18 protein-coding genes and 1 tRNA gene are annotated in these 26078 nt (G+C 72.3%); 14 read left to right on the top strand and 5 right to left on the bottom strand.

Annotation, left to right across the window (positions count from 1 at the left end):
- Positions 1-128 precede the first annotated feature (128 nt).
- The 11 genes from FHG10_RS01570 (at position 129) to FHG10_RS01620 (ending at position 13462) form a co-directional block, all read left to right on the top strand.
- A complete protein-coding gene (locus tag FHG10_RS01570; RefSeq protein ID WP_152351577.1) occupies positions 129-1046 on the top strand; it encodes an ABC transporter ATP-binding protein in 918 nt (305 codons plus the stop codon).
- A complete protein-coding gene (locus tag FHG10_RS01575) occupies positions 1043-2086 on the top strand; it encodes an aliphatic sulfonate ABC transporter substrate-binding protein (RefSeq protein ID WP_152351578.1) in 1044 nt (347 codons plus the stop codon). Before FHG10_RS01570 ends, FHG10_RS01575 begins: the two co-directional genes overlap by 4 nt.
- Positions 2083-2904: an ABC transporter permease gene (locus tag FHG10_RS01580; protein ID WP_152351579.1), complete on the top strand. Its 822-nt coding sequence runs from the start codon at positions 2083-2085 to the stop codon at positions 2902-2904. Before FHG10_RS01575 ends, FHG10_RS01580 begins: the two co-directional genes overlap by 4 nt.
- Positions 2901-4961: an acetate--CoA ligase gene (acs, locus tag FHG10_RS01585; RefSeq protein ID WP_152351580.1), complete on the top strand. Its 2061-nt coding sequence runs from the start codon at positions 2901-2903 to the stop codon at positions 4959-4961. Before FHG10_RS01580 ends, acs begins: the two co-directional genes overlap by 4 nt.
- 62 nt (positions 4962-5023) lie before the next feature.
- Positions 5024-6280: a dimethylsulfone monooxygenase SfnG gene (gene sfnG, locus FHG10_RS01590; protein WP_152351581.1), complete on the top strand. Its 1257-nt coding sequence runs from the start codon at positions 5024-5026 to the stop codon at positions 6278-6280.
- A complete protein-coding gene (locus FHG10_RS01595; RefSeq protein ID WP_152351582.1) occupies positions 6277-7614 on the top strand; it encodes an O-acetylhomoserine aminocarboxypropyltransferase/cysteine synthase family protein in 1338 nt (445 codons plus the stop codon). Before sfnG ends, FHG10_RS01595 begins: the two co-directional genes overlap by 4 nt.
- Complete coding sequence (locus FHG10_RS01600; protein ID WP_152351583.1) at positions 7611-8135, top strand: CoA-binding protein; 525 nt, start codon at positions 7611-7613, stop codon at positions 8133-8135. The genes FHG10_RS01595 and FHG10_RS01600 overlap by 4 nt, the downstream gene beginning before the upstream one ends.
- 667 nt (positions 8136-8802) lie before the next feature.
- Complete coding sequence (locus tag FHG10_RS01605) at positions 8803-10236, top strand: HNH endonuclease signature motif containing protein (protein ID WP_152351584.1); 1434 nt, start codon at positions 8803-8805, stop codon at positions 10234-10236.
- Between the two features lie 44 nt (positions 10237-10280).
- Positions 10281-12371 carry a serine/threonine-protein kinase gene (locus FHG10_RS01610; RefSeq protein WP_227487969.1) on the top strand — a complete coding sequence of 697 codons (2091 nt, stop codon included), beginning with the start codon at positions 10281-10283 and terminating at the stop codon, positions 12369-12371.
- 161 nt (positions 12372-12532) lie between these two features.
- Positions 12533-13306, top strand: coding sequence for a DsbA family protein (locus tag FHG10_RS01615; RefSeq protein ID WP_152351586.1), 774 nt, complete (start codon positions 12533-12535; stop codon positions 13304-13306).
- Between the two features lie 84 nt (positions 13307-13390).
- Positions 13391-13462: transfer RNA gene (locus FHG10_RS01620), tRNA-Thr, on the top strand.
- Positions 13463-13483: 21 nt separating this feature from the next.
- Here FHG10_RS01620 and FHG10_RS01625 read toward each other — a convergent pair.
- Complete coding sequence (locus tag FHG10_RS01625; protein ID WP_152351587.1) at positions 13484-14929, bottom strand: XRE family transcriptional regulator; 1446 nt, start codon at positions 14927-14929, stop codon at positions 13484-13486.
- A gap of 150 nt (positions 14930-15079) precedes the next feature.
- Between FHG10_RS01625 and ppsA the strand changes: the two genes are divergently transcribed.
- Positions 15080-17542, top strand: a complete 2463-nt coding sequence (gene ppsA, locus FHG10_RS01630) for a phosphoenolpyruvate synthase (RefSeq protein WP_152351588.1) — start codon at positions 15080-15082, stop codon at positions 17540-17542.
- Here ppsA and FHG10_RS01635 read toward each other — a convergent pair.
- On the bottom strand, positions 17527-18996 hold the full coding sequence (locus FHG10_RS01635; protein ID WP_152351589.1) for a variant leucine-rich repeat-containing protein: 1470 nt from the start codon (positions 18994-18996) through the stop codon (positions 17527-17529). The genes ppsA and FHG10_RS01635 overlap by 16 nt on opposite strands.
- Positions 18997-19160: 164 nt before the next feature.
- On the opposite strand from FHG10_RS01635, the gene FHG10_RS01640 reads away from it, so the two are divergent.
- The gene (locus tag FHG10_RS01640; protein ID WP_152351590.1) at positions 19161-20147 is read left to right on the top strand and encodes a siderophore-interacting protein; all 987 of its coding nucleotides are present in this window, start codon (positions 19161-19163) and stop codon (positions 20145-20147) included.
- 31 nt (positions 20148-20178) lie between these two features.
- On the opposite strand, the gene FHG10_RS01645 is transcribed toward FHG10_RS01640, so the two are convergent.
- Both FHG10_RS01645 and treS read right to left on the bottom strand, forming a co-directional pair.
- Positions 20179-22140: an MFS transporter gene (locus FHG10_RS01645; protein WP_227487970.1), complete on the bottom strand. Its 1962-nt coding sequence runs from the start codon at positions 22138-22140 to the stop codon at positions 20179-20181.
- A gap of 188 nt (positions 22141-22328) precedes the next feature.
- Positions 22329-24107 (bottom strand): maltose alpha-D-glucosyltransferase, encoded by a 1779-nt coding sequence (gene treS / locus FHG10_RS01650; protein WP_152351591.1) that lies wholly within the window; start codon positions 24105-24107, stop codon positions 22329-22331.
- A 75-nt stretch (positions 24108-24182) separates the two neighbouring features.
- Here treS and FHG10_RS01655 point away from each other — a divergent pair, with 75 nt between their 5' ends.
- Positions 24183-25319, top strand: coding sequence for a hypothetical protein (locus tag FHG10_RS01655; RefSeq protein WP_193636157.1), 1137 nt, complete (start codon positions 24183-24185; stop codon positions 25317-25319).
- Positions 25320-25322: 3 nt separating this feature from the next.
- On the opposite strand, the gene FHG10_RS01660 is transcribed toward FHG10_RS01655, so the two are convergent.
- A complete protein-coding gene (locus FHG10_RS01660) occupies positions 25323-26003 on the bottom strand; it encodes a uracil-DNA glycosylase (RefSeq protein ID WP_152351593.1) in 681 nt (226 codons plus the stop codon).
- Between the last annotated feature and the right edge of the window lie 75 nt (positions 26004-26078).

The following is a 26078-nucleotide window of genomic DNA, read 5'->3' on the forward strand; positions in this document are numbered from 1 at the left end:
CCCGGGAAACGGGCACGGGCCGCGCCCCCGCGCGCCCCGCGCGCTTCACGAGCACTGAGGGCCTCGAATGTGTCCGCTTATGACATCGAGGTGGCATGCGCGGGTCGCGGATGGCCATGATGCCGGGCATGACCACCACTGTGTCCGCCGACGCCCGTGCGCGCCGCGCCGCGAGCCCGAGCGGCGGGAGTCCGCGCGGCGAGAGCCCGTCGGACGGGGATCCGAGCGCCGAGCGGGGCGCCCTGCGCCTGGCGGGCGTCGGCCGCGCCTTCGGCCCCGCCGAGGTCCTGCGCGCCCTCGACCTCGAGGTCCGCGCCGGGGAGATCCTCGCCGTCATCGGCCCCTCCGGCTGCGGCAAGTCGACCCTGCTGCGCCTGGTCGCGGGCCTGGACGCGCCGAGCGCCGGGGGGATACGCCTGGGCGGGAGCGTGATCCGCGGCGTCGACGAGTCCACGGCCGTCGCCTTCCAGGAGCCGCGCCTGCTGCCCTGGCGCACCCTCGAGGCGAACGTCGCCCTGGGCCTCCCGCGCGGCACCGCCCGGGCCGAGGGGCGCGAGCGCGTGCGCCACCTGCTGCAGCTCGTCGGCCTCGAGCACGCCGCGTCCCAGCGTCCGCGCGAGGTCTCCGGCGGCATGGCGCAGCGCGCCTCCCTCGCCCGGGCCCTCGCGCGCGGACCCGAGGTGCTCCTGCTCGACGAGCCCTTCGGGGCGCTCGACGCCCTCACCCGGCTGCGCATGCAGGATCTCCTGCTCGAGATCCACGCCGCCGAGCCCACCACCGTCCTCGTCGTCACCCACGACGTCGAGGAGGCGCTGTTCCTCGCCGACCGCGTGGTCCAGCTGCGCACCCTGCGCCGCGCCGCGCCCGAGGAGGGCTCGATCGCCCGCGTGATCGACGTGCCCAGCCCGCGCCCGCGGGACCGCGCCGACGCCGCCCTCGCCGCCCTGCGCAGCGAGCTGCTCGACGGGCTCGGCGTCCCCAGCCACCACGGCACGACCACGCGCCCCACGACCTCCCGCCCCACGACCCCCGAGGACCACGCATGACCCGCACCGCACGCACCCTCAGCCGCCGCGGCGCCCTCGCGCTCGGCGCGGCCGCCGCCCCGCTCGCCCTCGCCGGCTGCGTGGCGGGGGAGAACGCCCAGAAGGACAGCGCGGGAGGCGGCGGCTCGGGCGACTGGTCGCTGACCGAGCTCACGATCGACTACGCGACCTATAACCCGCTCAGCCTGGTCATCAAGGACCAGGGCATCCTCGAGGACGTCCTCGGCGACGGCGTGAAGGTCACCTGGGTGCAGTCGGCCGGCTCCAACAAGGCCAACGAGTTCCTGCGCTCGGGCTCCGCCCACGTGGCCTCGACGGCCGGCTCCGCCGCGCTGCTCGCCCGCGCGAACGGCTCGCCCATCAAGGTCATCGACATCTATTCCCAGCCCGAGTGGTCGGCCCTCGTCGGCCCGAAGGGCACCGACCTGAAGGACCCCGCGGACCTCGAGGGACGATCGGTCGCCGCCACCAAGGGCACCGACCCCTACTTCTTCCTCGTCCAGGCCCTCGAGACCGCGGGCCTCACGGTGAAGGACGTCGAGATCCAGGCCCTCCAGCACGCCGACGGCCGCTCCGCCCTCGACGGCGGCTCCGTGGACGCCTGGTCCGGGCTCGACCCGATCATGGCGGCCGCCGAGGCCGAGAGCGGCGACGTGCTCTTCTACCGCAACGTCGACTTCAACACCTACGGGTTCCTCAACGCCACCGAGGACTTCATCGAGGACCACGCCGACGTCGCCCAGGCGGTCGTCGACGCCTACGAGAAGGCCCGCAGCTGGGCGCTCGAGAACCTCGAGGGCACCGCGAAGCTGCTGGCCGAGGTCGCCGGCATCGACGAGAAGATCGCGAGCACCGTCATCACCGAGCGCTCGAACCTCGACGTCAGCGGCGTGCCGGGCAAGGACCAGACCTCCGTCCTCGAGAAGATCGCCCCCGTGCTCGGCGCATCCGGCGACGTCCAGGGCGGAGAGGACGCCGTGATGAAGGCGCTTGAGAGCATCGTCCACGACGCCTTCGCGACGAAGGCGACGAGCACATGAGCAGCGCGACCGCCGTCAGCGACCACGGCACCTCGCACGTCGAGAGCAGTGCGCGACCCCGCCGCCGCGGGCGGCCGCGGCGCCTCGCCCTCGGCGCCCTGGTCCCACTGCTGATCCTCGTCGCCTGGGAGGTCGTCACCGCGACCGGCCTCGTGCCCGCCTACCGACTGCCCGGGCCTCTTGCCGTGCTGCGCGCCGCCGGGGAGCTGCAGGCCGCCGGCGAGCTCTGGCTGCATATCGCGATCTCGGTGCAGCGCGTCCTCATCGGCTTCGCGATCGGCTCGGCCGTCGGCCTCGCCGTCGCCGCGCTCGTGGGCCTCAGCCGCACGGCCGACGCGCTGCTGGGCCCGCTGCTGGCAGCGCTGCGCGCCGTCCCCTCGCTCGCGTGGGTGCCGCTGCTGATCCTCTGGATGCAGATCGGCGAGACCTCGAAGATCACCCTCATCGCGATCGGCGCCTTCTTCCCGGTCCTCACCACGGTCTCCTCGGCCCTGCGCCACACGGACCCGCAGCTCGTGGAGGCGGGGCGCGCCTTCGGACTGCGCGGCCTCTCGCTGCTGCGCATCGTGCAGCTGCCCGCAGCCGTCCCCGCCGTGATCTCCGGGCTGCGCCTCGCCCTCGCCCAGTCCTGGCTGTTCCTCGTCGCCGCCGAGCTCATCGCCTCCTCGATGGGGCTGGGCTTCCTGCTGAACGACTCCCAGCAGAACGGCCGCGTGGACAGGATCCTGCTGACCATCGTGCTGCTCGCCCTGCTGGGCACCGCCACCAACGCCCTGCTCGGGCTCGTCGAGAAGAAGCTCCTGAGGAGGTGGGCATGACGACCGCCCCGACCGGGCCCGAGGCCCGACTGGTCGAGAACCGCAGCTTCCCGCCGCCCGCCGCCTTCGCGGCCCAGGCGAACGTCGGCCCCGAGGAGTACGCGCGCGCAGAGGCCGACCCCGTCGGCTTCTGGGAGGAGGCCGCGCGCCGCCTGACGTGGCGCACACCCTGGCACACCGCGCTCAGCTGGGCGCCGCCGACGCCCGACCCCGCGACCGGTGAGCTGAGCGTGCCCTCGGCCCGCTGGTTCGAGGGCGGCACCCTCAACGTCGCCGAGAACTGCGTGGACCGCCACGTGCGCGCCGGGCGCGGCGACAAGGTCGCCCTGCACGTCGAGGGCGAGCGCGGCGACCGCCTGGCCGTCACCTACGCGGACCTCCAGGAGCGCGTCTCCCGCGCCGCCAACGCCCTCGAATCGCTCGGCGTCGGCCCCGGCGACCGCGTCGTCGTCTACCTTCCGGTGATCCTCGAGACCGTCGTCATCACCCTCGCCTGCGCCCGCATCGGCGCCGTGCACTCCCTGGTCTTCGGCGGCTTCAGCGCCGAGGCCGTGCGCTTCCGCCTCCAGGACACCGGCGCGAAGCTGCTGGTCACCTCCGACGGCCAGTTCCGCCGCGGGAGGGCCGTGGAGGTCAAGTCCGCGGCCGACGAGGCCGCCGCCGACCTCCCCGATCTCGAGCACGTGCTGGTGGTGCGCCGCACCGGCCAGGAGATCGCGTGGACGAGCGGCCGTGACCTCTGGTGGGACGAGACCGTGGACCCCGCGAGCCCCGTCCACGAGCCCCGCGCCTTCGATGCCGAGCACCCGCTGTTCATCATCTTTACCTCCGGCACGACCGGGAAGCCCAAGGGCCTCGTCCACACCGGCGGCGGCTACCTCGCGCACGCGGCCTGGGCCCACTGGGCCCACTTCGACGCCAAGGAGGACGACGTCCACTGGTGCACCGCGGACCTCGCCTGGGTCACCGCCCACACCTACGAGATCTACGGTCCGCTCGCCAACGGACTCACCCAGGTCATCTACGAGGGCACCCCGGACACCCCGCACCGCGAGCGCCACCTCGAGATCATCGAGCGCTACGGCGTCACCGTCTACTACACGGCCCCGACCCTCATCCGCACCTTCATGTCCTGGTTCGGCGAGCAGCTGCCCGCCGGCCACGACCTGAGCTCGCTGCGCCTGCTGGGCACCGTGGGGGAGTCCATCAACCCCGAGGCCTGGGTGTGGTTCCGCCGCACCTTCGGCCGCGACGAGCTGCCGATCGTGGACACCTGGTGGCAGTCCGAGACGGGCGCCGCCATGGTCGCCCCGCTGCCCGGCGCGACCACGCTGAAGCCCGGCTCGGCGACCCGCGCGCTGCCCGGCATCGACGTCGCCGTCGTCGACGAGGAGGGTCGCGAGGTCGAGCCCGGCCGCGCCGGCGCGCTCGTCGTCCGTCGGCCCTGGCCCGGCATGGCCCGCACGGTCTGGGGCGACCCCGAGCGCTACCGCGACTCCTACTGGAGCGCGCATGCCGGCCGCGGCGAGCACGGCGGCTTCTACCTCGCCGGGGACAGCGCGAGCATCGACGCCGACGGGTGCCTGTGGGTGCTGGGCCGGCTCGACGACGTCGTCAACGTCTCCGGGCACCGCCTGTCCACGATCGAGATCGAGTCCGCGCTGGTCTCCGACCCGGCCGTCGCCGAGGCCGGCGTCGCGGGCGTCGCCGACCCCGTCACCGGCCAGGCCGTCGCCGCCTTCGTCACCGCGAGCGAGGGCGGATCGACGGCCGACGGGATCGACCCCGCCCGGCTGCGCGCCCTCGCCGCCCGCGAGATCGGCCCCATCGCCAAGCCCCGCCACGTGCTCGAGGTCGCCGACCTGCCCAAGACCCGCTCCGGCAAGATCATGCGGCGCCTGCTCGCCGACCTCGTGCACGCCGAGCGGGACCGACGGGCGGGCCGCACGGCGGCGCCCCTGGGCGACGTCACCTCGCTGCAGAACCCCGATGCGGTCGACGCCGTCGGCCGCACACTGGAAGGCCTGCCCGCGGATCACCCGCTCCTGGCAGGCTGATCCGGGCTCTCGACCCGGCCATCCGAACCGACCGCCCGCACCGATCACCACAGGAGGTCACCATGACCACGACCGTCCCCGCGTCCAGCTTCGAGACGCCGCTGAAGTTCGCCTACTGGGTGCCCAACGTCTCCGGCGGCCTCGTCGTCTCCACGATCGAGCAGCGCACCGACTGGCAGCTGCCCTACAACTCCGCCCTCGCGAAGACCGCCGAGGACTCGGGCTTCGAGTACGCCCTCACCCAGACCCGCTACGCCGCGAGCTACGGCGCCGCGCAGCAGCACGAGGCCTCCGCCTTCAGCCTCGCCCTGCTCGGCGCGACCGAGCGCCTGCGGGTCATCGCCGCCTTCCACCCGGGCATGTGGCACCCGGGCGTGCTCGCCAAGTGGCTCATCACCGCCGACCACCTCTCGAACGGCCGCGCCGCCGTCAACATCGTCTCGGGCTGGCTGAAGGACGAGTTCACCGGCTTCGGCCTGCCCTGGCTCGAGCACGACGAGCGCTACGTGCGCACCGAGGAGTTCATCAGCGCCCTGCGCGGCCTGCTCACCGAGGAGGGCTACTCGCAGGACGGGAAGTACTACTCGATCGACGACTTCACGCTCTCCCCGAAGCCCGTCGACGTCCCCGGCCGCCCCCACCCCGAGATCTTCTTCGGCGGCAACTCCACGGCCGCGCAGAAGGCCGCCGGCCACGTCGCCGACTGGTACTTCTCCAACGGCCGCGACCTCGAGGGCTACCAGGGCAACGTCGAGGGCGTGCTGGCCTCCGCGGCGGAGGTCGGCCGCAGCCCCCGCTTCGGCCTCAACGGCTTCGTGATCGCCCGCGAGAGCCGGAAGGAGGCCGAGGAGACCCTGCGCGAGATCGTCGCCAAGGCGCACCGCCCGGCCGTCGAGGGCTTCGCCCAGTCCGTCAAGGAGGCCGGACAGTCCACGGCCGACGGCAAGGGCATGTGGGCCGACTCCTCCTTCGAGGACCTCGTGCAGTACAACGACGGCTTCAAGACCCGCCTCATCGGCACCCCCGAGGAGATCGCCGAGCGCATCGTCTCCTACAAGGAGATCGGGGTGAACCTGCTGCTGACCTGCTACCTCCACTTCACCGAGGAGGTCGCCGCCTTCGGCCGGGACGTGATGCCGATCGTCCGCGAGCTCGAGAAGGACCTCGCCCGCAAGCACGGCACCGAGCTCGACGCCTCCCAGATCCCCGACGTCCCCGGTGTGAGCGCCGAGGCCGCCACCGCCGCGGCCGACGCGACCCTCCCGTCGGCCCCGTCGACGGAGGCGGCCTCGTCGGCGGATGAGGAGGAGGCCGCGTGAGCGAGGAGCGCACCTTCGGGTTCCGCACCCGCGCCCTGCATGCCGGCGGCACGCCGGACGCCGTGCACGGCGCCCGCGCGGTACCGATCTACCAGAGCACCTCGTTCGTCTTCGACGACGCGACCGATGCCGCGACGCTGTTCGCCCTGCAGAAGTACGGCAACATCTACTCGCGCATCGGCAATCCCACGGTCGCGGCCTTCGAGGAGCGCGTCGCCTCGCTCGAGGGCGGGATCGGCGCGGTCGCCACGGCGTCCGGGATGAGCGCCGAGTTCATCACCTTCGCGGCGCTCGCCGGCGCGGGCGACCACATCGTCGCCTCCGCCCAGCTCTACGGCGGCACCGTCACCCAGCTCGACGTCACCCTGCGCCGCTTCGGCGTGGAGACCACCTTCGTCCCCTCCTCCGACGCCGCGGACTATGCGGCCGCGATCCGGCCGGAGACCAGGGCCGTCTACGTCGAGATCATCGGCAACCCCTCGGGGGAGATCGCCGACCTCGAGGCGCTCGCCGAGGTCGCCCACGCCGCGGACGTGCCGCTCGTGGTCGACGCGACGCTCGCGACCCCGTACCTGGTGCGGCCCCTCGAGCACGGCGCCGACATCGTTATCCACTCCGCCACGAAGTTCCTGGGCGGCCACGGCACGACGCTCGGCGGCGTGGTCGTCGAGTCCGGACGCTTCGACTGGGGCAACGGCAGGTTCCCCGCGATGACCGAGCCCGTCGAGAGCTACGGCGGTCTCAGCTGGTGGGGGAACTTCGGCGAGTACGGATTCCTCACCAAGCTGCGCTCCGAGCAGCTGCGCGACATCGGCCCCTCGCTGAGCGCGCAGTCCGCCTTCCAGCTGCTCCAGGGCGTCGAGACGCTCCCGCAGCGCATCGACGCCCACCTCGCGAACGCCCGTGCGGTCGCGACCTGGCTGGACCAGGATCCGCGCGTCGCGTACGTGACCTGGGCGGGGCTCCCGGACCACCCGCACCACCAGCGTGCGGAGAAGTATCTGCCGCTCGGTCCCGGCTCGGTCTTCGCCTTCGGCGTGGAGCCGACGGGCGACTTCGCGAGCGACGAGGAGCGCGCGGCCGCGGCCCGCGCCACCGGCGAGGCGGTGATCGGGAACCTGCAGCTCGCCTCGCACCTCGCGAACATCGGCGACGCCCGCACGCTCGTGATCCACCCGGCCTCCACCACCCACCAGCAGCTCAGCCCCGAGCAGCTGCTCGCGGGCGGCGTGGCGCCGGACCTGATCCGGATCTCGGTCGGGCTCGAGGATCCCGAGGATATCCTCTGGGACCTCGACCAGGCCATCACGACGGCGACGGGGGTGGCGCGATGAGCGCGGAGAACAACGGCGCGGAGCAGCAGACGGCCCGCACCTGGGTCGGACCCACCGCCCCGCAGCGGCTCGGGATCCTGCGGCGCACGCGGTCCGTCGCGATCGTCGGCGCCTCGACGAACCCCTCCCGGGCCAGCTACTTCGTGGCGACCTACCTGCTCTCGAGCTCGCCGTACGACGTGTACTTCGTGAACCCGCGGGCGACGGAGATCCTGGGCCGGCCGGCGTATGCCTCGCTCGCCGACCTGCCCGTGGTGCCCGATGTGGTCGACGTGTTCCGCCGTCACGAGGACCTCCCCGACGTGGCCCGCGAGGCGGTGGAGGTGGGCGCGAAGACCCTCTGGCTGCAGCTGGGCTCCTGGAACGAGGAGGCCGCGGCGATCGCCGAGGAGGGCGGGCTCGACGTGGTCATGGACCGCTGCCTGAAGATCGAGCACGCCCGCTTCCACGGCGGTCTGCACCTCGCCGGCTTCGACACCGGGGAGATCACCTCGAAGAAACAGCGGCTCGCGCGGAGCTGAGGCGCCGACGGCCCGAGCGACGGCCGGTTCCCCAGCTGGGGGACCGGCCGTCGCCGTGCGTCCGGGCGAGGCCGACCAGTTCCTCCGAGGAGCGGTTCCGAAGAGCGCGGCAGACGCGCTCGGCCAGCGCGTCCGGTCGGCGTGCTCGGCGGACCGGACCGGCGGGCGGACTCCAGCGCGTCGACGACCAGTATCTCCGGCGGTGCTATCACGGTGATCGGACATTCGACGTTCGTGCTGTGGAGGAATAGCGATTCTGGTGGGTCCCTCTGTGGAGAAGCGGGCATTGTGGAGGAATGGATAAAGTTCTCCACAGATTTCCGATGGACTCTTGCGGTGTCCGTTTCGACAGATATTCTTGAGGGGTGGAGAACATCTGGCTCGACGGAGAGGGGGATCCGTGTTCACCGGTGGTGATGTGCTCGATCGCGGCGATGATTCCGTCGAGCCCGATTCCTCGAAACCGTCGTCGCCCTCCGGCTCGCACCCGTCTCCGGGTGGGGGTCGCGGCCTCCCGAGGGCTGCTCGGGGGCCTCGGCCCCACCATCCCCTGTCCCGCGAGAATCTGGGGGAGCGGACCTTCGCGGCGGAGGGGCCGGACCTGTCTGAGGACCTGCGGGGGATCTGGGATCTCGCGGTCCAGGAGTCGCAGCTCGCGGCGGCGCTGATGCGGCGTCTCGCGCCGTTGTGGGCGGATCGTGACGTCGACGGCGCGCCCCCGCATGAGGGGGACGTGGAGGATGCGCAGGCGGCGGTCGCCCTGCGGACGACGACATCGGTGTCATACGGCCAGATCCGTGACGCGTATGAGGCCCTGACCGTGTTTCCGCTGCTGTTCGCGCGGGTGGAGGCGGGGGAGCTGCCGATCGAGTGGCTGCGCCGGGTGATCCGTCGCTCCCGGGATCTTCCCGCGGAGGACCGACGTGATCTGGATCGGGTGATGGGGGAGTGGGAGTTCGGGGTGACACCGGAGACGTTCCGTCGGCTGCTCTCGGAGCTGATCACGTGGTTCACCTCCCTCCTTGATCTCTCCCCGGTGGAGCGGGCGCGGCGTCGTCGTCACATCGGTGCTCCGGTCGCGGGTGAGGATGGGACGGCGACGCTCACGCTGACGGGTCCGATCCCGGAGATCCTCGCATTCGCGCAGTCCCTGGACGCCGCGGCGCAGACCGTGCAGGCCGCCCAGCGCCATGCGCTCGACGAGGGCGGGACGGAGGCCATCCCCTTCGATGAGGACGGCGCCGTGCGCGCGAGCGGGAAGACGATGACCCGTGGTCGTCTGCGCTACGAGGCCCTGCTGCGGGGAGAGGTGGACACGGACGGGCATGAGGTGCCCGCGCCGCGGTTCACGATCCTCGTGACGGTGCCGTTCCTGACGCTGCTGGGAGAGAGCGAAGCGCCGGCCCTGCTCGAGGGGAAGCATCCGATCCCCGCGGAGATGGCACGGGAGCTCGCGGGGGAGTGTCCGGAGTGGATGCGGATCCTGACGGATCCAGCAACAGGCGCATTCCTGCCGCTGCCGCCGGAACGCTACCGGCCGAGCCCGGCGATGCTCACGCATCTGCGTCTGCGGGGACCGGAATGCTCACTTCCAGGATGCACTCGGCAGAGCTGCAGTGAAGCGGAAGCAGATCATATCGAGGAATTCGATCATGAGCATCCCGGTGAGGGCGGGATGACGGAGATCGAGAATCTCCATCTTCTGTGCTGGTCCCATCACCAGGTGAAAACGGCGCGCGATATCGACCCGGTCAGACTCCGCGATGACGGCGGCAGTTCGCCCCGCCCTGCCGACCCGGGCACCGGTGGGCCCGAAGCATCGGGAGAGTCCGACGGATCCGACGCAGCCGGGAACCCCGGCCCCTCGGGCATGCCCGTGCCGCACACACCGGGCCGCACGCAGTGGTCGCTGCGCGGGGAGGCCGAGCTGACCGTGGAGGACGCGGGTGACCTGATGACCCCGCTCCTCGTCCACGTGCTCGAGAACGCGTGGTGCCAGCACCTCGCCGCCGCCGCACGGACCCCCGACCTCCCGGTCGATGCCGAACCGCCCAGGCCGTCGGCGCCGACGGCACGAGCCGCCTGCGACCCGCCCTTCTGACGAGGTCGGCGGACTGGCAGGTGCGGATGACTAGCATGGCGACCATGTCGGACGAGCAGCACACCGCCCCCTACGCGCGGCGCGACCCTCGCCTGGTGACGTTGGAGGAGGACTCCGGGTACCAGGTGCACGAACGCATCGGCGCAGGCGGCATGGGCATCGTCTACCGGGCGCACGACGCCGACGGCAACGAGGTCGCCATCAAGCTGCTGCGCCACGACATCGCCGACGACCCCCGCGCCCGTGAGCGCCTCGCCCGCGAGGTCAGCGCCCAGCGCCTCGTGCACAACGACAACATCGTGCGCATCCTCGACGCCGAGCTCGAATCGCCCGACGCCTTCGTCGTCACCGAATTCGTCCCCGGCCCGACCCTCGAGGACGCCGTGCGCGGCAGCGGAGGACTCCATCCGGAGCTCGTCCGCGAGCTCGGCATCGTCCTGTCGGAATCCCTCGACGACATCCACGCCTCCGGGGTCGTCCACCGCGACCTCAAGCCCTCCAACGTCCTGCTGCGCGGCGCGCGCGACGAGGACCTCGTGGGCTACGACCCCGACGGCTACGGCCTCGACCCCGTCATCATCGACTTCGGCATCGCCGTCGCCGCCGAGGAATCCCGTCTCACCTCCACCGGCCTGGTCATGGGCACCGCCGCGTACCTCGACCCCGAGGTCATGCGCAGCAACCGCACCGGCGAGGCCGGCGACTGGTGGGCACTCGCCGCCATGCTCGCCTTCGCCGCCACCGGACGCGAGCCCTACGGCGGCGGACGGGCCGACCTCGTGCTCCTGCGCGCGGAGCGCGGCGACATCGACGTCGACGGCGTCCCCGTCGAGCTCGCCCAGTGGTTCCGCGATGCCCTCCGCTCCGACCCCGCCGAGCGCCCCAGCCCCCGTGAGCTGCGCGAACGCCTCGACACCCTCGACCTCGACCGCTTCGAGGACCCCGGTGCCACCGAGGCGATCGCCGCCGGGGGAGCGACCGGGGCGGCCGGGGAGAGCGAGGCGGGCGAAGGAGCGGGCGAACCGGCCACCGAAGCCCTGCCTGCGACCTCCTCGTCGGACGCCGAAGCGACCGAGGCCTTCGCCGCCGGGCGCGCCGACTCCCCGTCGGCCGGCGACCCGGACCGCACCGAGGCGCTCTCCGCGGCATCGTCCCCGGCGGGCGCCGACCCCGCGACCGAGGTCATCCCCGTCGTCCAGAATCCCACCCGCGCACTGCCCGTCGTCCCGGACGATGCACCGGCGGCCCGCGACTCCGCCCAGCCCACCGAGGCCATCGCCGCCGGGGGCGAGACGGGAAACGAGGACGTCCGCGGGCCCGTGCGCCGAGAGCCGCCGACAGAGCGCATGGCCCCCGTGGACGACGTCCCGCGGACCGCTCCCGCCCCCGTCCCCCAGCAGCAGCCCGCACAGCAGCAGCCGGCGATGCAGCCCTGGGAACCCGCCGCCCAGCAGCCGCAGCAGGCCCAGCAGTTCCCGCCGCAGCAGATGCAGCAGCCCGGCGACGCCCTCGCCGACCCCTATGGTGCGTGGCAGCAGCCGCCGCCCCCGCGGCGCCGCATCATCGTGTGGATCGGGAACCTGATCCTCGTGGCCCTGGCAGCGATCGCGCCGTACGTCTCCCTCGCCCTGCTGCTGCTCTTCGGCGCGCTCGCCCGCACCTGGGAGCAGTCGCATCGCACCGTCCTCTCCCGCCGCTCCCGGGGATCGGCGAACGGGGCGGCGCGGACCGCCGCCGGATTCGCCGCGCCCTTCCGCTTCGTCCTCGGCCTCGTCGTCACCGCGCTGCAGGCGCTGTTCCCGCTGATCCTGGGGCTCCTCGTCGGCATGGCCGTCGACGCGGGCTTCGTGCTGCTCCGCGGGGTCCAGCCGCCCGACGCGGTCGCCTTCGCCGTCGCCATGGCGATCACGGTGCTGCTGGTCTGGGTGGGCATCGGTGCGCGCACCACCCGCGACGGTGCGCACCGGGTCGTCGAGGCCGCGACGCCCGACACCGTGTGGAGCCTGGTCGTGGGCGTGCTGCTCGTGCTCCTGCTCGGCGCGATCGTCTCCGTGGCCGTCGCCCGCGGAGGCTCCATCGACTACCTGCCCTTCTACAACCTGCCGACGCTGGATCGGATCGCCTTCTGGCGCTGAGCGCAGCGGCCTGCCGACGGGCTCGCGGTGATCACCGCCACGACCCTCCAGGCACGGTCAGGACCCGTCGGTAGACTGCGCGGCGCGCACGGGTCGAGACCGGGCGCGCACGACCGAGACCCCGCCGCCCGCGCGGCGGCGAGAAGGATCCGAGGAGGATCATGGCCGCATCGAACGCCCAGGATCGCCGCGAGGCCCAGCGCGAGGCGATCCGCCAGCAGCGCCAGGCCGAGCTCAAGCGCCAGCGCAACGTCCGCACCGCCGTGATCGCAGCGGTCGTCGTGGTCGTGCTCCTCATCGCCGGCGGCATCGGATACCTGATCTGGAACGCGACCCGCCCCGAGGGGCCCGTCGCGACGCCCGCGGGCGTCTCCGAGGGGCAGCCGTACTACTCCCTCGGCGCCCCCGAGGACTCGGGCAAGCCCGTGGTCGAGCTGCACGTGGACTTCATGTGCCCGGTATGCGGCCAGTTCGAGGAGATCAACGGCAAGGATCTGCGCACCATCGTCGACAAGAAGGAGGCGACGGTGCACCTCTACACGCGGCGCATGCTCGACGCGAATTCCACGACGGGCGACTACTCGACACGCGCCGCGAGTGCCGCCGCCTGCGTCTATGACGACGATCCCGACAACTTCATGGACTTCCAGACCTCGCTGTTTGACAACCAGCCGGCCGAGGGCAGCGCCGGTCTGAGCAACGATCAGCTCGCGGAGTACGCGAAGAAGGCCGGCGCGAGCGACTCCGTGACCAGCTGCATCGACGACAGCACCTACAAGGGGTGGGTGCGCAACGTGGTCGAGCCCGCCGCCAAGAAGGACGCCGACGGCGCCGGCACGCCCTACGTGAAGGTCGACGACACGGTCCTCGACTCCACCAAGTGGAGCCAGGAGGGCGTGTTCCTCAAGGCCGTCGAGGACGCGGCCAAGGGCTGAGCGCCCTCGGTCCTCGCCGATCGCGCCCGGGGCCTGCGGTCCGGTACCCTTTCGGGGTGCCGGACCGCAGTCGTCCGGGCACCCGCTGGAGTGGCGCAACGGTAGCGCACCTGTCTTGTAAACAGGCGGTTGCGAGTTCGAATCTCGTCTCCAGCTCTTCGACCCCTCAGCTCTGGGTCAGTCCATCGCAGCGTGGCGCTCGAGGAACTCGAAGACCTCCGTGTCGTCGACGCCGGGGAAGCGGCCCGAGGGCAGGGCGGCGAGCACCTGGGTGTGCATGCGCGCGCTCGGCCAGGCGGCGTCGGCCCAGCGATCGGCGAGGCCGGCCGGGGGCCGGGTGCAGCACGACTCGTCGGGGCAGGTGGACACCTGCCGCTGGCGCGTCGCGCGGCCGCGGAACCACTTGGCGTCGTCGAAGCCCACGCCGAAGGTGATCGAGAAGGCGCCGTGCGGGCCGGAGCCGGTCTGGGTGGACGACCAGAAGGTGCCGCCCACGGTGTCGGTGTACTGGTGGTTCTCGGTGGTGCGGTTGCCGCGGTGCCCTGCGCGGCGCGCGACCCATTTGCGGCACACGATCTGGCCCTCGACCGCGCCGGTGACGTCGGTGGGGATCGGCAGGTCGTCGTTCTCGTACGCCTTGTGGATCTCGCCGTCGGCCCCGACCCGCAGGAAGTGCACCCGCACCCCGTGATGGGCAGTCAGCAGGTTCGTCATCCGCAGGGCGGCCTGCTCGTGGGTGACGCCGAAGGCATCGCGGAAGTCCTCGACCGCGAGGTCCCGGCGCTGCTTCGCGTCGCTGAGGAAGTCCGTCGCCTGCCGCTCGGGCATCAGGCAGCAGGCCGCGAAGTAGGCGATCTCGAGCCGCTGCCGCAGGAACTCCTCGTAGGAGGAGGGCGGGGTGTGGCCGAGCACGCGGTGCGCCATGGCCTGCAGCGCCATCGACCGCAGGCCGTTGCCGCCGGGGATCGAGGACGGCGGCAGGTATATCCGCCCCTGCTCGAGGTCGGTGATGGTGCGGGTGGAGCGCGGCAGGTCGTCCACGTGCAGCAGTCGGAAGCCCAGGTGCTCGGCCATCAGCGCGACCTCGCGGTGCGTGAGCGCGCCGACCTCGTGGCCGGCGACGGCGACGATCTCCTCGGCCGCCGCCTCGATCGCCGGCAGGTGGTTGTCCTGCTCGCGCATCCAGCGCCGCAGCTCCGTGTTCGCCCGGCGCGCCTCCTCGGGCGTGGCCGTCGCCTCGAGGGCCTTGCGGTCCAGCTCCTGCAGGGTCCGCACCAGCGCCGCGAGGGCGTCGTGGGGGAGCGTGCGCGAGATCCTCACCGGCGGCACGCCGAGCGCGGCGAACTGGGGTCCGGCCTGCAGACGGGCGAGCTCGAGCTCGAGAGCGGAGCGGGCATCCGGCGGCTCCTCGGAGAGCAGGTCCACGACCTCGACGTCCAGGGCCGCGGCGATCCCGGGCATCTCCGGCGCGCGCACGGCGCGCTTGCCGTTCTCGACGAGGGACAGGGTGCTCGCGGTGGTGCCGAGCTGCTCGGCGAGATCCGCGAGCGTGAGGCCCGCGCGGGAGCGGAAGTGCCGGATGCGGGCGCCCATCACCCGAGTGCGGTCGTCGTCGACTCTCATATTTTGAGCATACGTGAAGAAGCATCGATCTTCGATCGAATCTCTCGTGTTCTGCGGCCGACGGGGACCTCAGAGTGGTTCCACGGCCGACGGATGCCCCGTCGGCCCGGCCGGGAGCTCCTCCCGGCCCGCCCCACGAAAGGCACGATGATGACGCAGCTGACGACGCGCCCCGCTCCCGCCACCGCTCCCGCGAGCGACGCCCCGGGAGATCTGGTGCTCCCGCTCGAATCGGTGGGCCTGGACGATCTCGCCCGCGTGGGAGGCAAGAACGCCTCGCTCGGCGAGATGCTCGGCGCCCTCGCGGACCTGGGAGTGCGGGTGCCCGGCGGCATCGCGACGACGGCCGGGGCCTTCCGCCGGCACATGGCCGCCACCGGTCTCACCGAGGAGATCAGCGCGCAGCTGGCGCAGCTCGACGTCGAGGACACCACCGCCCTCGCCCGCGTCGGGGCCCGCATCCGCGAGCGTGTCGAGAACGCGCCGCTCGCGCCCGAGCTCGAGGATGCTGTGCGCACGGCCTTCGCGCGCCTCGAGCAGGAGTCGCCGGAGGGGACGCGGGGCGCCTCCTTCGCGGTGCGCTCGAGTGCGACCGCCGAGGACCTGCCCGACGCCTCCTTCGCCGGGCAGCAGGACACTTACCTCAACGTGCGCGGGATCGACGCCGTGCTCGACGCGGTGCGGAAGGTGTTCGCCTCCCTGTTCACCGATCGCGCGATCGCCTACCGCGTGCATCACGGCTTCCTGCACGACGAGGTCGCGATCTCCGTGGGCATCCAGCGCATGGTGCGCTCCGACCTGGCCGCCGCCGGCGTCATGTTCACCCTGGACACCGAGTCCGGCTTCGAGGACGCCGTGTTCATCACCAGCGCCCACGGCCTCGGCGAGGGCGTGGTGCAGGGAGCCGTGGACCCCGACGAGTTCACCGTGCACAAGCCCGGCCTGCGTGCGGGCCGCCCCGCGATCCTGCGCCGCCACCTGGGCGGCAAGGACCGGAAGATGGTGTTCACGGACGATGCGCGCGTCGGGCGCACCACGGCCTTCGAACCCACCGAGCCCGCCGATCGCGGCCGCTTCTCGCTGAGCGACGAGGACGTCGCCGAGCTCGCCCGCATCGCCCTGACCATCGAGGAGCACTACGGGCGGCCGATGGACATCGAATGGGGCAAGGACGGCATCGACGGCACTCTCCACATCCTCCAGGCGCGTCCCGAGACCGTGGTCTCGCGCCGCGCCGCCGGCACCATCGAGCGCCACCGCCGGGTGGGCGAGGCGCCCGTGCTCACCGAGGGCCGCGCGATCGGCCAGAGGATCGGCAAGGGCGCCGTGCGCCGCCTCGGGAGCCCCGACGAGATGCACGACTTCCGGCCCGGCGACGTGCTCGTGGCCTCGATGACCGATCCCGACTGGGAGCCGATCATGAAGCGCGCGGCGGCGATCGTCACCGACCGCGGCGGACGCACCTGCCACGCCGCGATCATCGCGCGCGAGCTCGGCATCCCCGCCGTCGTCGGCACGGGCGATGCGACCCGCCGGCTCCAGGACGGTCAGGAGGTCACGGTCTCCTGCGCCGACGGCGAGACCGGACTCGTGCTCGAGGGGCTGCTGGAGACCGACGTCGAGACCATCGAGGTGGGGGAGCTGCCCGAGATCGACGTCGACCTCATGCTGAACCTCGCCAACCCCGACCTCGCGCTCTCCGCCGCGGCCCTGCCGAGCACCGGCGTGGGCCTCGCGCGGATGGAGTTCGTCATCAACCGCCAGATCGGCATCCACCCGCTCGCCCTCCTGGACCCCGAGCGGCAGAGCGCCGGGGTGCAGGAGCAGATCGTGCGCGCGACCAGCGCCGACGCCTCACCCCGCGAGTTCTTCGTACGGCGCCTCGCGGAGGGCGTCGCGACCATCGCCGCCGCCTTCGCGCCGCGTCCGGTGATCGTGCGCCTGAGCGACTTCAAGTCCAACGAGTACGCCGGGCTCGTGGGCGGCGAGGTCTTCGAGCCCGAGGAGGAGAACCCGATGATCGGGTTCCGCGGCGCCTCACGCTACCTCTCCGAGCAGTTCGCCGAGGCCTTCGCCCTCGAGTGCGAGGCGCTGCGGCGCGTGCGCGAGGACATGGGACTGGAGAACCTGCGGATCATGATCCCGTTCGTGCGCACGCCGGAGGAGGCCCGGGGCGTCGTCGAGCGCCTGGCCTCCCACGGCCTCGCGCGCGGCAGGGACGGGCTGCAGGTCGTGATGATGTGCGAGATCCCCGCCAACGCGCTGAACGCCCCGGCCTTCCTCGAGCACGTGGACGGCTTCTCGATCGGCTCCAACGACCTCACCCAGCTGACCCTGGGGATCGACCGCGACTCAGCACTCGTGGCCGACGCCTTCGACGAGCGCGACCCCGCGGTGCTGCAGCTCATCGACCTCGCGATCCGGGCCTGCCGGGAGCGCGGGAAGTACGTCGGGATCTGCGGTCAGGCCCCGAGCGACCATCCCGAGCTCGCCGAGCACCTGCGGCGCGCGGGCATCGGCTCGATCTCGCTGAACCCGGACACCGTCGTGGACACCTGGATGCGGATCGCGGGCCGGGGCGAGGGGCAGAGTGAGGGTCAGAAGGTCTCGTAACCCGACTTCGCGACGGTGAAGCCGTGCCCAGTCTTCACGTTCCAGCAGGTCATCCCGTCCGACTCGCTCCTGCAGGCGCTGTCGCCCTGCGTCGCGCTCTGGTCGTACGCGAGGGTGGTCGGGGAGTCCCCGCCGAAGGTCGTGCCGCACTCCAGGTCTGCCTTCTTGTCGGCGACGCTGATCGAGAACGGACCCGAGGAGCAGTCCTCGCTGTCTCCCCCGAAGGAGCGGTCCTCCAGCGAGCAGCCCACCGAGTCGTCGTCGAGGCTGCAGGTGATGTTGCCGGTGGGGGAGACCACCCGGCTGAGTTCCTTGGCGTCGTCGGGGGCCGGGGACTTGTCCTTCGCCTCGGTCGACTCCTCGTCCTTCTCGTCATCCGACGCGCTCGGCTTCTCGGAGGGCTCCTTCGAGGCCGACGAGCTCGCGCTGGTCTGCTGCGCGGACTCGTCGTCACCGCCGGAGAAGAAGGAGCGCAGGCCGAAGATCGCCACCAGGGCGACGATGAGCGCGAGCAGCAGGCACCCGCCGCACGCCCACCAGGTGGCGCGGCTGCGGCCCGAGTCCTCGTCCCCGCCGTCGTCGTGCCCGTCCTGCTCGTCGTACTCGTCATGCCCGGCGTAGGCGGCTCCGGCCTGCACGGGCTCCTCGAAGTTCGCGGTCGGGGCCGGAGCCGGGTAGCCGTACCCCTGGTCCGATGCGGGAGCCGACTGCGAGGGCGAGGGCATCGACGGGGCCGAGGCGGCGGGCCCGAGCGGGACGACCCCGCGGTCTGGCTTCACGTGGCGCACCGTGCCGCTCGAGGCGGCGGGCTCGGTCACCGGGTGCTCCTGCGGCGGCTTGATCGGCGGCAGGGCGGGGGCCGACGCCGGAGCGTCCGCGACCGGCGGCAGTGCCCATGCCGACTGCGCGTCGGGATCTCCACCGGGCGCGGTCGGCGGTTCCTGGCCCGAGGCAGCCGCCGCGGCGGACCGGGGCGGCTCGCTGCGCAGGGGAGCGGGGGCGTCGGAGGGGGCCATGGCCTGGGTGGGCGGGCCGTCGTCGCCCTCGGGGGCCGCGGGGGCGGGGTCCGTGGAGTCGGTGCGCTGGATCTGCCGGGTGGCGAGCACGTCGCCGGTGTCCTCGAGATCGCCGTCCGGATCGGGAGCTGCCTGCTGCGCCTGATCGGGCTCCGCCGCGTCGGGCTGCTGCGCCTCCCTCTTCGCGCGCACGCGCGCGTTCGTCGCGAAAATCCACTGCCGCGCCACGTCGGGGCAGGAGGGGTTGTCGACCAGGAGCCCGTGCAGCTGCGGGTGCCGCTCGGTGAGCTCCATCAGCCTCTCGGGCGAGGTGCTCGGGTCCTGGGCCTCCTCGGCGGGCGACCGGGGGGTCTCGTTCACGTGGTTCTCCTGTCGGTGGGCGCCGTGCGCGCTGCCCGTCTCCGGGCGCGCGGCGAGGGCGGCGCTGTGCGCAGTCACCCGAGGATGCCACATGCCCCGGTCGGCGGGTCGAGCGGGATGTGATCTGGCGGACCCTCGAGCACTCTTCAGTGAGGGCAGCCTTGCCTGGCACAATGGTCGTGCGCCCTGCTGTTCCGCCCCGCAGCCCCGCGCTGCCCGCCCGCACATCCGAAGGAGCTGCTGTGACGCGTCCGTCCACCACCGCCCACCTGGCCGAGGTCCTCCGCGTCGAGGACCTGGCCCCCGCCTTCCGCCGCGTCGTGCTGGGCGGCGAGGGCATGGCGGAGTTCGGCATCGACCACCACCCTCTCGACCAGCGCTTCAAGCTCATCATCCCGCCGGGCGGCGGTGATCCGGCCTTCGACCTCGTGGACTTCCTCGAGACCCACCAGAGCGAGGACCTCTCCTGGTACCAGGCCTGGCTGCAGGTCGACGAGGACGTGCGCGGAGCCATGCGCACCTACACGATCCGCGACTGGGACGAGGCCGCCCGCGAGCTCGTCGTCGACATGGTCCTGCACACCGACGAGCACGGCGTCGGCGGGCCCGCCGGCAGCTGGGCCCAGGCCGTGCACCCCGGTGGGCGCCTGCACCTCATCGGTCCCAGCCGCGGCGGGGAGCACTCGCGCAGCGGCATCGAGTTCGAGCCGCGCGGCGCGAAGGACCTGCTGCTCGTGGGCGACGAGACCGCGGTGCCCGCGATCGCCTCGATCCTCGACTCCCTGCGCGGGTCCGACGTGCGCGGCAGGGCCCTCCTCGAGGTGCCGACGGCCGCCGACCGCCTGGATCTCGAAGGGCCGACGGGCGTCGAGGTCGTGTGGCTGGCCCGCGACGGCGCCGAGCACGGCACCCTGCTCGAGCCCGCGGTGCGCGAGGCCGTCGCATCCGATGCGGATCTGCCCGCCGATCCGTCGGCCGGCGATCGCATCGCGCTCGAGGACGTCGACATCGACTCCACGATCCTCTGGGAGGTCCCCCAGCAGCTCACCCACGCCGCCCACGGCAGCACCTCCGAGGTCCACCCCGACGAGCGCCCCTTCTACGCCTGGATCGCGGGCGAGGCGGGCGTGGTCAAGCGCCTGCGCCGCTACCTCGTGCGCGAGATCGGGGTGGACCGCAAGCAGGTCGCCTTCATGGGGTACTGGCGGATCGGCCGCGCCGAGGGCTGAGCCCCGGCGCGGCCCGTCGGTTCGTTGTGCCTCAGACGGTGATGGTGCTGAGGTCCTCGGGACGGCCCTGCGCGGTGTCGCGGCCGTGCAGGTAGGTCGAGATCGCCAGACGGTCGATGGCGGAGCGGCTGACGATGCCCATGACGGGACCGCCCTCGCCCCGCACCACCGGGACCTTCTTCAGGCGCACGTCCGCAAGGGCCGCGACCGCATCGGAGATCGAGGCGTCCTCGTCGACCGTGATCACCTGGCGCGTCGCGAGACGCATCGCCGGCAGTCGTCCGAGGTCGCGCATCGCCTCGTCGAGGTCCTCCTCCGCGCCCGCGACGAAGGAATAGATCGACGCCGATGACGGGTGGTGCGCCGAGAGGTAGCGCATGACGTCCCCGTCGGAGAGGAACCCGAGGAGGGTTCGGTCGTCCCCGAGCACAGGGGCGCCCGAGATGCCGTGCTCGGCGAACATCCGCAGGGCCTCGAGCACGGTCTGCCCGCTCGAGATCGCGAAGACGTCGGACTTCATGATGTGCGAGACGCGGTGCTCCGCGTCCTCCGGTGCCGCCTCGGCCGCGGCCGTCTCCCGGACGCGCCGCGTCCGCGTGCTGCGGGAGGCGGCGATCGCCAGGCCGACGCCGATCAGCGAGGTGAGCACCACCAGTCCGACGGCGCCGCGGAAGCCCAGGAGGGCGCCGCCCTCGGCTGCGCCGCTCGCCGCGCCCGCGGCGGTCAGGGCGCCGTAGACGCCGACGCCCAGGGAGGTTCCGACGCAGCCCGCGATCTGGAAGCTGGTGCTGACGACGGTCACGCCGTGAGGGCTCGTCTCGCGGTCCAGGTGCGAGAGCGCGAAGGTCTGCGCGGGGCCGATGACGAACGAGGTGCCGAGCACCGCCGGGACGTAGAGGATGCCGAACAGGACGACCGACGGACTGCCCGCGGCGGCTCCGACCAGGACCACGAAGATCGCCATCACCAGGTAGCCGGCTGGGATCATGCGCCGGCCCCCGCGGCGGTCGAACAGGCGACCCGCCACCGGCCCCATGGCCACGGTGAGGAGGATGCCGGGGGCCAGGGTGAGCGAGGCGCCGAGCGGCGACAGGCCGCGGGAGGACTGCAGGAAGACCGGGATCACAACGTTCATGGCGAACACGAACACGAGCCCGAGCATCGTCATCAGCACACCGAGGACGAACGGGGTGCTGCCGAACGGACGCAGGTCGATCAGCGGGTTCTCGATCCGGTGCTGGCGCGCCACGAAGCCGGCGAGGGAGATCAGACCGATGACGGCCGCGGCCGCCGCGATCAGGGCAGAGCCGTCGAAGGCCGTCGAGATGCCGTAGAGGATGCCCACCAGGGCCACCGCGACCAGCACCAGGGACGGGGCGTCGAGCACGGGGCGATCGCGCTCCCCGACCTCACGCAGCAGAGCGGCGCCCGAGGGGAGCACGAGCAGCGAGAGGCCGCCGAAGACCCACATCAGCACCGTCCACGGGGCGGCGGTGAGCAGGACTCCGGAGATCACGATGGCCATCGACGGGCCGAGAGTCGTCATCGCGGCCATGATGCCCATGGCCAGGCCCAGCTTCTCGCGCGGGGCGACGGCGAGGGTGATGGTCATGCCCAGCGGGGTGAGCAGGCCGGTGCCGATCGCCTGCAGCAGACGGCCCAGCAGCAGCACCCCGAAGGACGGGGCGATCGCGCCGACGATCCAGCCCAGCACGAGCAGGGCGACGACGGCGACGAACAGCGGACGGGTCGGGAAGCGGCGGTACAGGATGTTCGAGACGGGTACGAACACGGCGGCGACCAGCAGGTAGGCGGTGGTCAGCCACTGCACCGTCCCGACGGTGACGTCGAAGTCGGCCATGATCGGCGTGAGCGCGACGTTGAGGAAGGTCTCGTTGAAGGTGGCGAGGAAGGCCGCCGCGGCGGCGACGGCGATCATGCCTGCGGCGGTGCGCGCGGACGCAGGACCGGGAGAGGCGGGAGTGGTGGGCAAGGAGGTGCTCCTGACGGACGATCGGGGTGGATCGCGCGGTCGACCGTGCCGTGTCAGGGCTGCTGCGGGAGCACCTCTCGTGTCGTGTCATCGATGCGCCGTTGCGGCTCGAGAGCCACAGGAACTCTAGCGATCCGGGCGCCGGCGTCCGTAAGGAGCTGTGAGCGAGGTCGCTCGTCGGCGCCGCCTCAGGGGCCCTCGATCACCGGGATCGCCGTGGTCCGGGTGATCGGCTCGCCCTGCTCGCCGAGAGGGCGCACCTTCAGCCAGTAGAAGCCGTGGCCGGGGAGCATGACGTCCAGGGTGCCGTCCTCGCCGAGCGAGGGGAACTCGGCGCCGCCGAAGAGGTCGCGCACGGTCCGTCGGCCCGGCCCTTCGAGCGCGACGCGCGCGGTCACCGGCTGCGGGGAGAGGTTGAAGACGCACAGCAGGGTCTCGGCGTGCTGGGCGGCCTCCTCCCCGTGGTCCGCGCCGTCGTAGGTGCGGGTGAAGGCGAGCACGCGCTCGTTGTCGGCCTCGACGTGCCGGTAGGCGCCCATGCCGAAGGCGTCGTGCTCGCGGCGCACCGCGAGCATCCAGCGCACGAAGTGCAGCAGCGAACCCGAGTGGGCCATCTGCGCCTCGACGTTCGTGGTCGCGTAGTGGTAGACGAGCGACTGGATGACCGGCAGGTACAGCTTGCCGGGGTCGGTGATGTCGCTGAAGCCCGCGTTGCGATCGGGCGTCCACTGCATCGGGGTGCGCACGGCGTCGCGGTCGGTCAGCCAGATGTTGTCGCCCATGCCGATCTCGTCGCCGTAGTAGAGGAACGGCGAGCCCGGCAGCGAGAGCAGCAGGGCGTGGATGAGCTCGATCTCCGAGCGCGAGTTGTCCAGCAGCGGGGCGAGGCGCCGCCGGATGCCGACGTTCGCCCGCATGCGCGCGTCCGGCGCGTACCAGCCGAGCATCGCCGATCGGTCCTGGCCGGTGACCATCTCCAGGGTGAGCTCGTCGTGGTTGCGCAGGAACGTGCCCCACTGGGCGCCCTGCGGGATCTCCGGGGTCTGCGCCATGATGTCGACGATCTGGCGCGCGCTGCCCTCGCGCAGCGCGTAGAACAGTCGCGGCATCACCGGGAAGTGGAAGCACATGTGGCACTCCGGGTCCTCGGGCGTGCCGAAGTACTCGACGACGTCCTCGGGCCACTGGTTGGCCTCGGCGATGATCACGCGCCCGGGCCAGCTCTCGTCGACGAAGCGGCGCAGGTCGGCGAGGAAGGCGTGGGTCGCCGGCAGGTTCTCGCCGTCGGTCCCCTCCTCCTCGAAGAGATAGGGGATGGCGTCGGCCCGGAAGCCGTCCACGCCCTTGTCGAGCCAGAAGCGGACGACGTCGAACATCGCCTCGCGCACCGCGGGGTTCTCGAAGTTCAGGTCCGGCTGGTGGGAGAAGAAGCGGTGCCAGAAGAACTGGCGGCGGACCGGGTCGAAGGTCCAGTTCGACTCCTCGGTGTCCACGAAGATGATGCGCGCCTCCCGGTACTTCTCGTCCGTGTCCGCCCAGACGTAGAAGTCGCCGTACGGGCCCTCCGGATCGGCGCGGGACTCGAGGAACCACGGGTGCTTGTCCGAGGTGTGGTTCATCGGCAGGTCGATGATCACGCGGATCCCGCGCCGGTGGGACTCGGAGACCAGGCGCTCGAAGTCCGTGATCGAGCCGAAGTCCGGCAGCACCGCGCCGTAGTCCGAGATGTCGTAGCCGCCGTCGCGCAGCGGGGAGGCGAAGAAGGGCGGCAGCCACAGGCAGTCGATGCCCAGCCACTGCAGGTAGTCCAGGCGCTCGATGAGCCCCGTGAAGTCGCCCGTGCCGTCGCCGTTGCCGTCGGCGAAGCCGCGCACGAGCACCTCGTAGAACACCGCCTTGCGGTACCAGTGGGGGTCGTAGTCGACCCCGGGGCCCTGCGGGGTGAACTGGGCGGGGTTCAATGCCATCGCGCGATCCTCCGGAAAGTCGCCGAACGGGTCGTCCCACAGTAGGCGGGTCAGGTCCGTGGCACCATGCCCGTCATGGAAGATCGTGATGACGCGATGCCGACCGCCGACCTCCTGCGCCGCGGGCTCGTGACCGGAGCCGCGCTGGCGGGCGCCGGCGCCCTCGCGGCGTCGACCGCCCGACCCGCGCACGCAGAGGGCGGAGGCCGGGGCGACGGGCAGCACGCCCAGCCCCACGTGCTGCGACCGGGGGACGACTGGTCGGAGGTGCTCGCGCGCACGGCGCAGGTGCAGCTCGTGAGCGGCGAGACCTACACGCTGCGATCGCCCGTGGAGCTTCCCGACGGCGCCCGCATCCAGGGCAACGGCGCGATCGTCACCACGGCCGACACCTCCCGCGGCGCGCTCCTCGTCGACGGCGTCTCCGATGTGGTGATCAGCGATGTGCGCTTCCAGGGAGAGGACGCTGGCGGTGCGCATCCGGGGAGGATCGACGTCCCGATCTCCGCCGAGCACGTGGCGTTGAGGATCCGCCGCGCCGCCAACGTGCGCATCCTGGACTGCGACCTCGTGGGGTGGCGGGGCGCGGGAATCGTGCTCACCGGCAGCCCGGCCGACGACTATTTCTCCTACGGCCACCGCATCTCCGGGTGCCGCTTCGCCCGCTGCCGCATCGGGGTCTCCGCGGCCGATCGCGCGGAGTTCTCCACGATCGAGGGCTCGTTCTTCACCGCCTGCCGCCTGGCCGTGTGGCAGTCCGCGGGGAACTGGACCCTGAGCGGATGCATCATCGTCGGCTGCTACGGCGCCTACTACTCGATCGCCGCGACCAGCCCCTACGGGAAGGCGGACACCGACAACTGGAACCACGGCACGCTCGTCGGCTGCACCCTGAACCACTCGAACACCGGGGCGAAAGAGGTGTGGACCCAGCATCTGGAGATGCAGATCGGCGGCGAGAGCCGGGACCCCGGGCGCGGGGTCGTCGTCCAGGGGCTGCTGCCGCCCACGACCACGGGCTGCACCCTCTGGTACACCGATGTCCGCGGCGCGGACCTCCAGGGATCGGGCTGGACACTCACCGGCTGCACGCTCTCGGACCTCACGATCACCGGGGAGGGAGAGGTGCCGATCCGCCTGGTGGGGCATCAGGCCAACAGCGGCGACCACGCGCCGCGGCTGATCGGCGCGGTCGAGGACGCGCTGGCCTGAGTGTCAGTCCCGCACGACCCGCCAGTCGATCGGGTCCGCGCCCTGCTGCTCGAGGAGGGTGTTCGCGCGGGAGAAGGGACGGGAGCCGAAGAACCCGCGCGAGGCCGAGAGCGGGCTCGGGTGCGGCGAGGTGATGCAGGGCGTCGGCGAGAGCATCGGCTGCAGGTTCTGCGCGTCGCGGCCCCACAGGATCGCCACCAGGGGTCCGCCGCGCGCGGCCAGGGCGCGGATCGCTGCCTCGGTGACCGCCTCCCAGCCCTTCCCGCGATGCGAGGCGGGGGAGCCCGGCGCCACCGTGAGAACCCTGTTCAGCAGCAGCACCCCCTGGTCCTGCCAGGCGCTGAGGTCGCCGTGCGGCGCCGGCGCGATCCCCAGGTCCTCCTGCATCTCCTTGTAGATGTTCTGCAGGCTGCGCGGGATCGGGCGCACGTGCTCCTCGACCGCGAACGACAGTCCGATCGGATGTCCGGGAGTCGGGTACGGATCCTGGCCCACGATGAGCACGCGCACGTCCGCGAGCGGCCGGGTGAAGGCGCGCAGCACGTTCTGGCCGGAGGGCAGGTATCCGCGCCCGGCCTCCGTCTCGGTGCGCAGGAAGTCGCCCATCTGATGGACCACGGGTTCGACGGGGGAGAGGGCCTCCGCCCAGTCGGGGGCGATGGTCTCGGCGAGGGGGCGCGGCATGGGGCAAGTCTGGCATGCGGAGCGGGGCAGCCAGGGCGGGCCGACGGGTCCCCGGCGCGCCGGGACGGACGGTCC

It is taken from the genome of Brachybacterium subflavum, from assembly GCF_009299795.1.
GTDB lineage: Bacteria > Actinomycetota > Actinomycetes > Actinomycetales > Dermabacteraceae > Brachybacterium > Brachybacterium subflavum.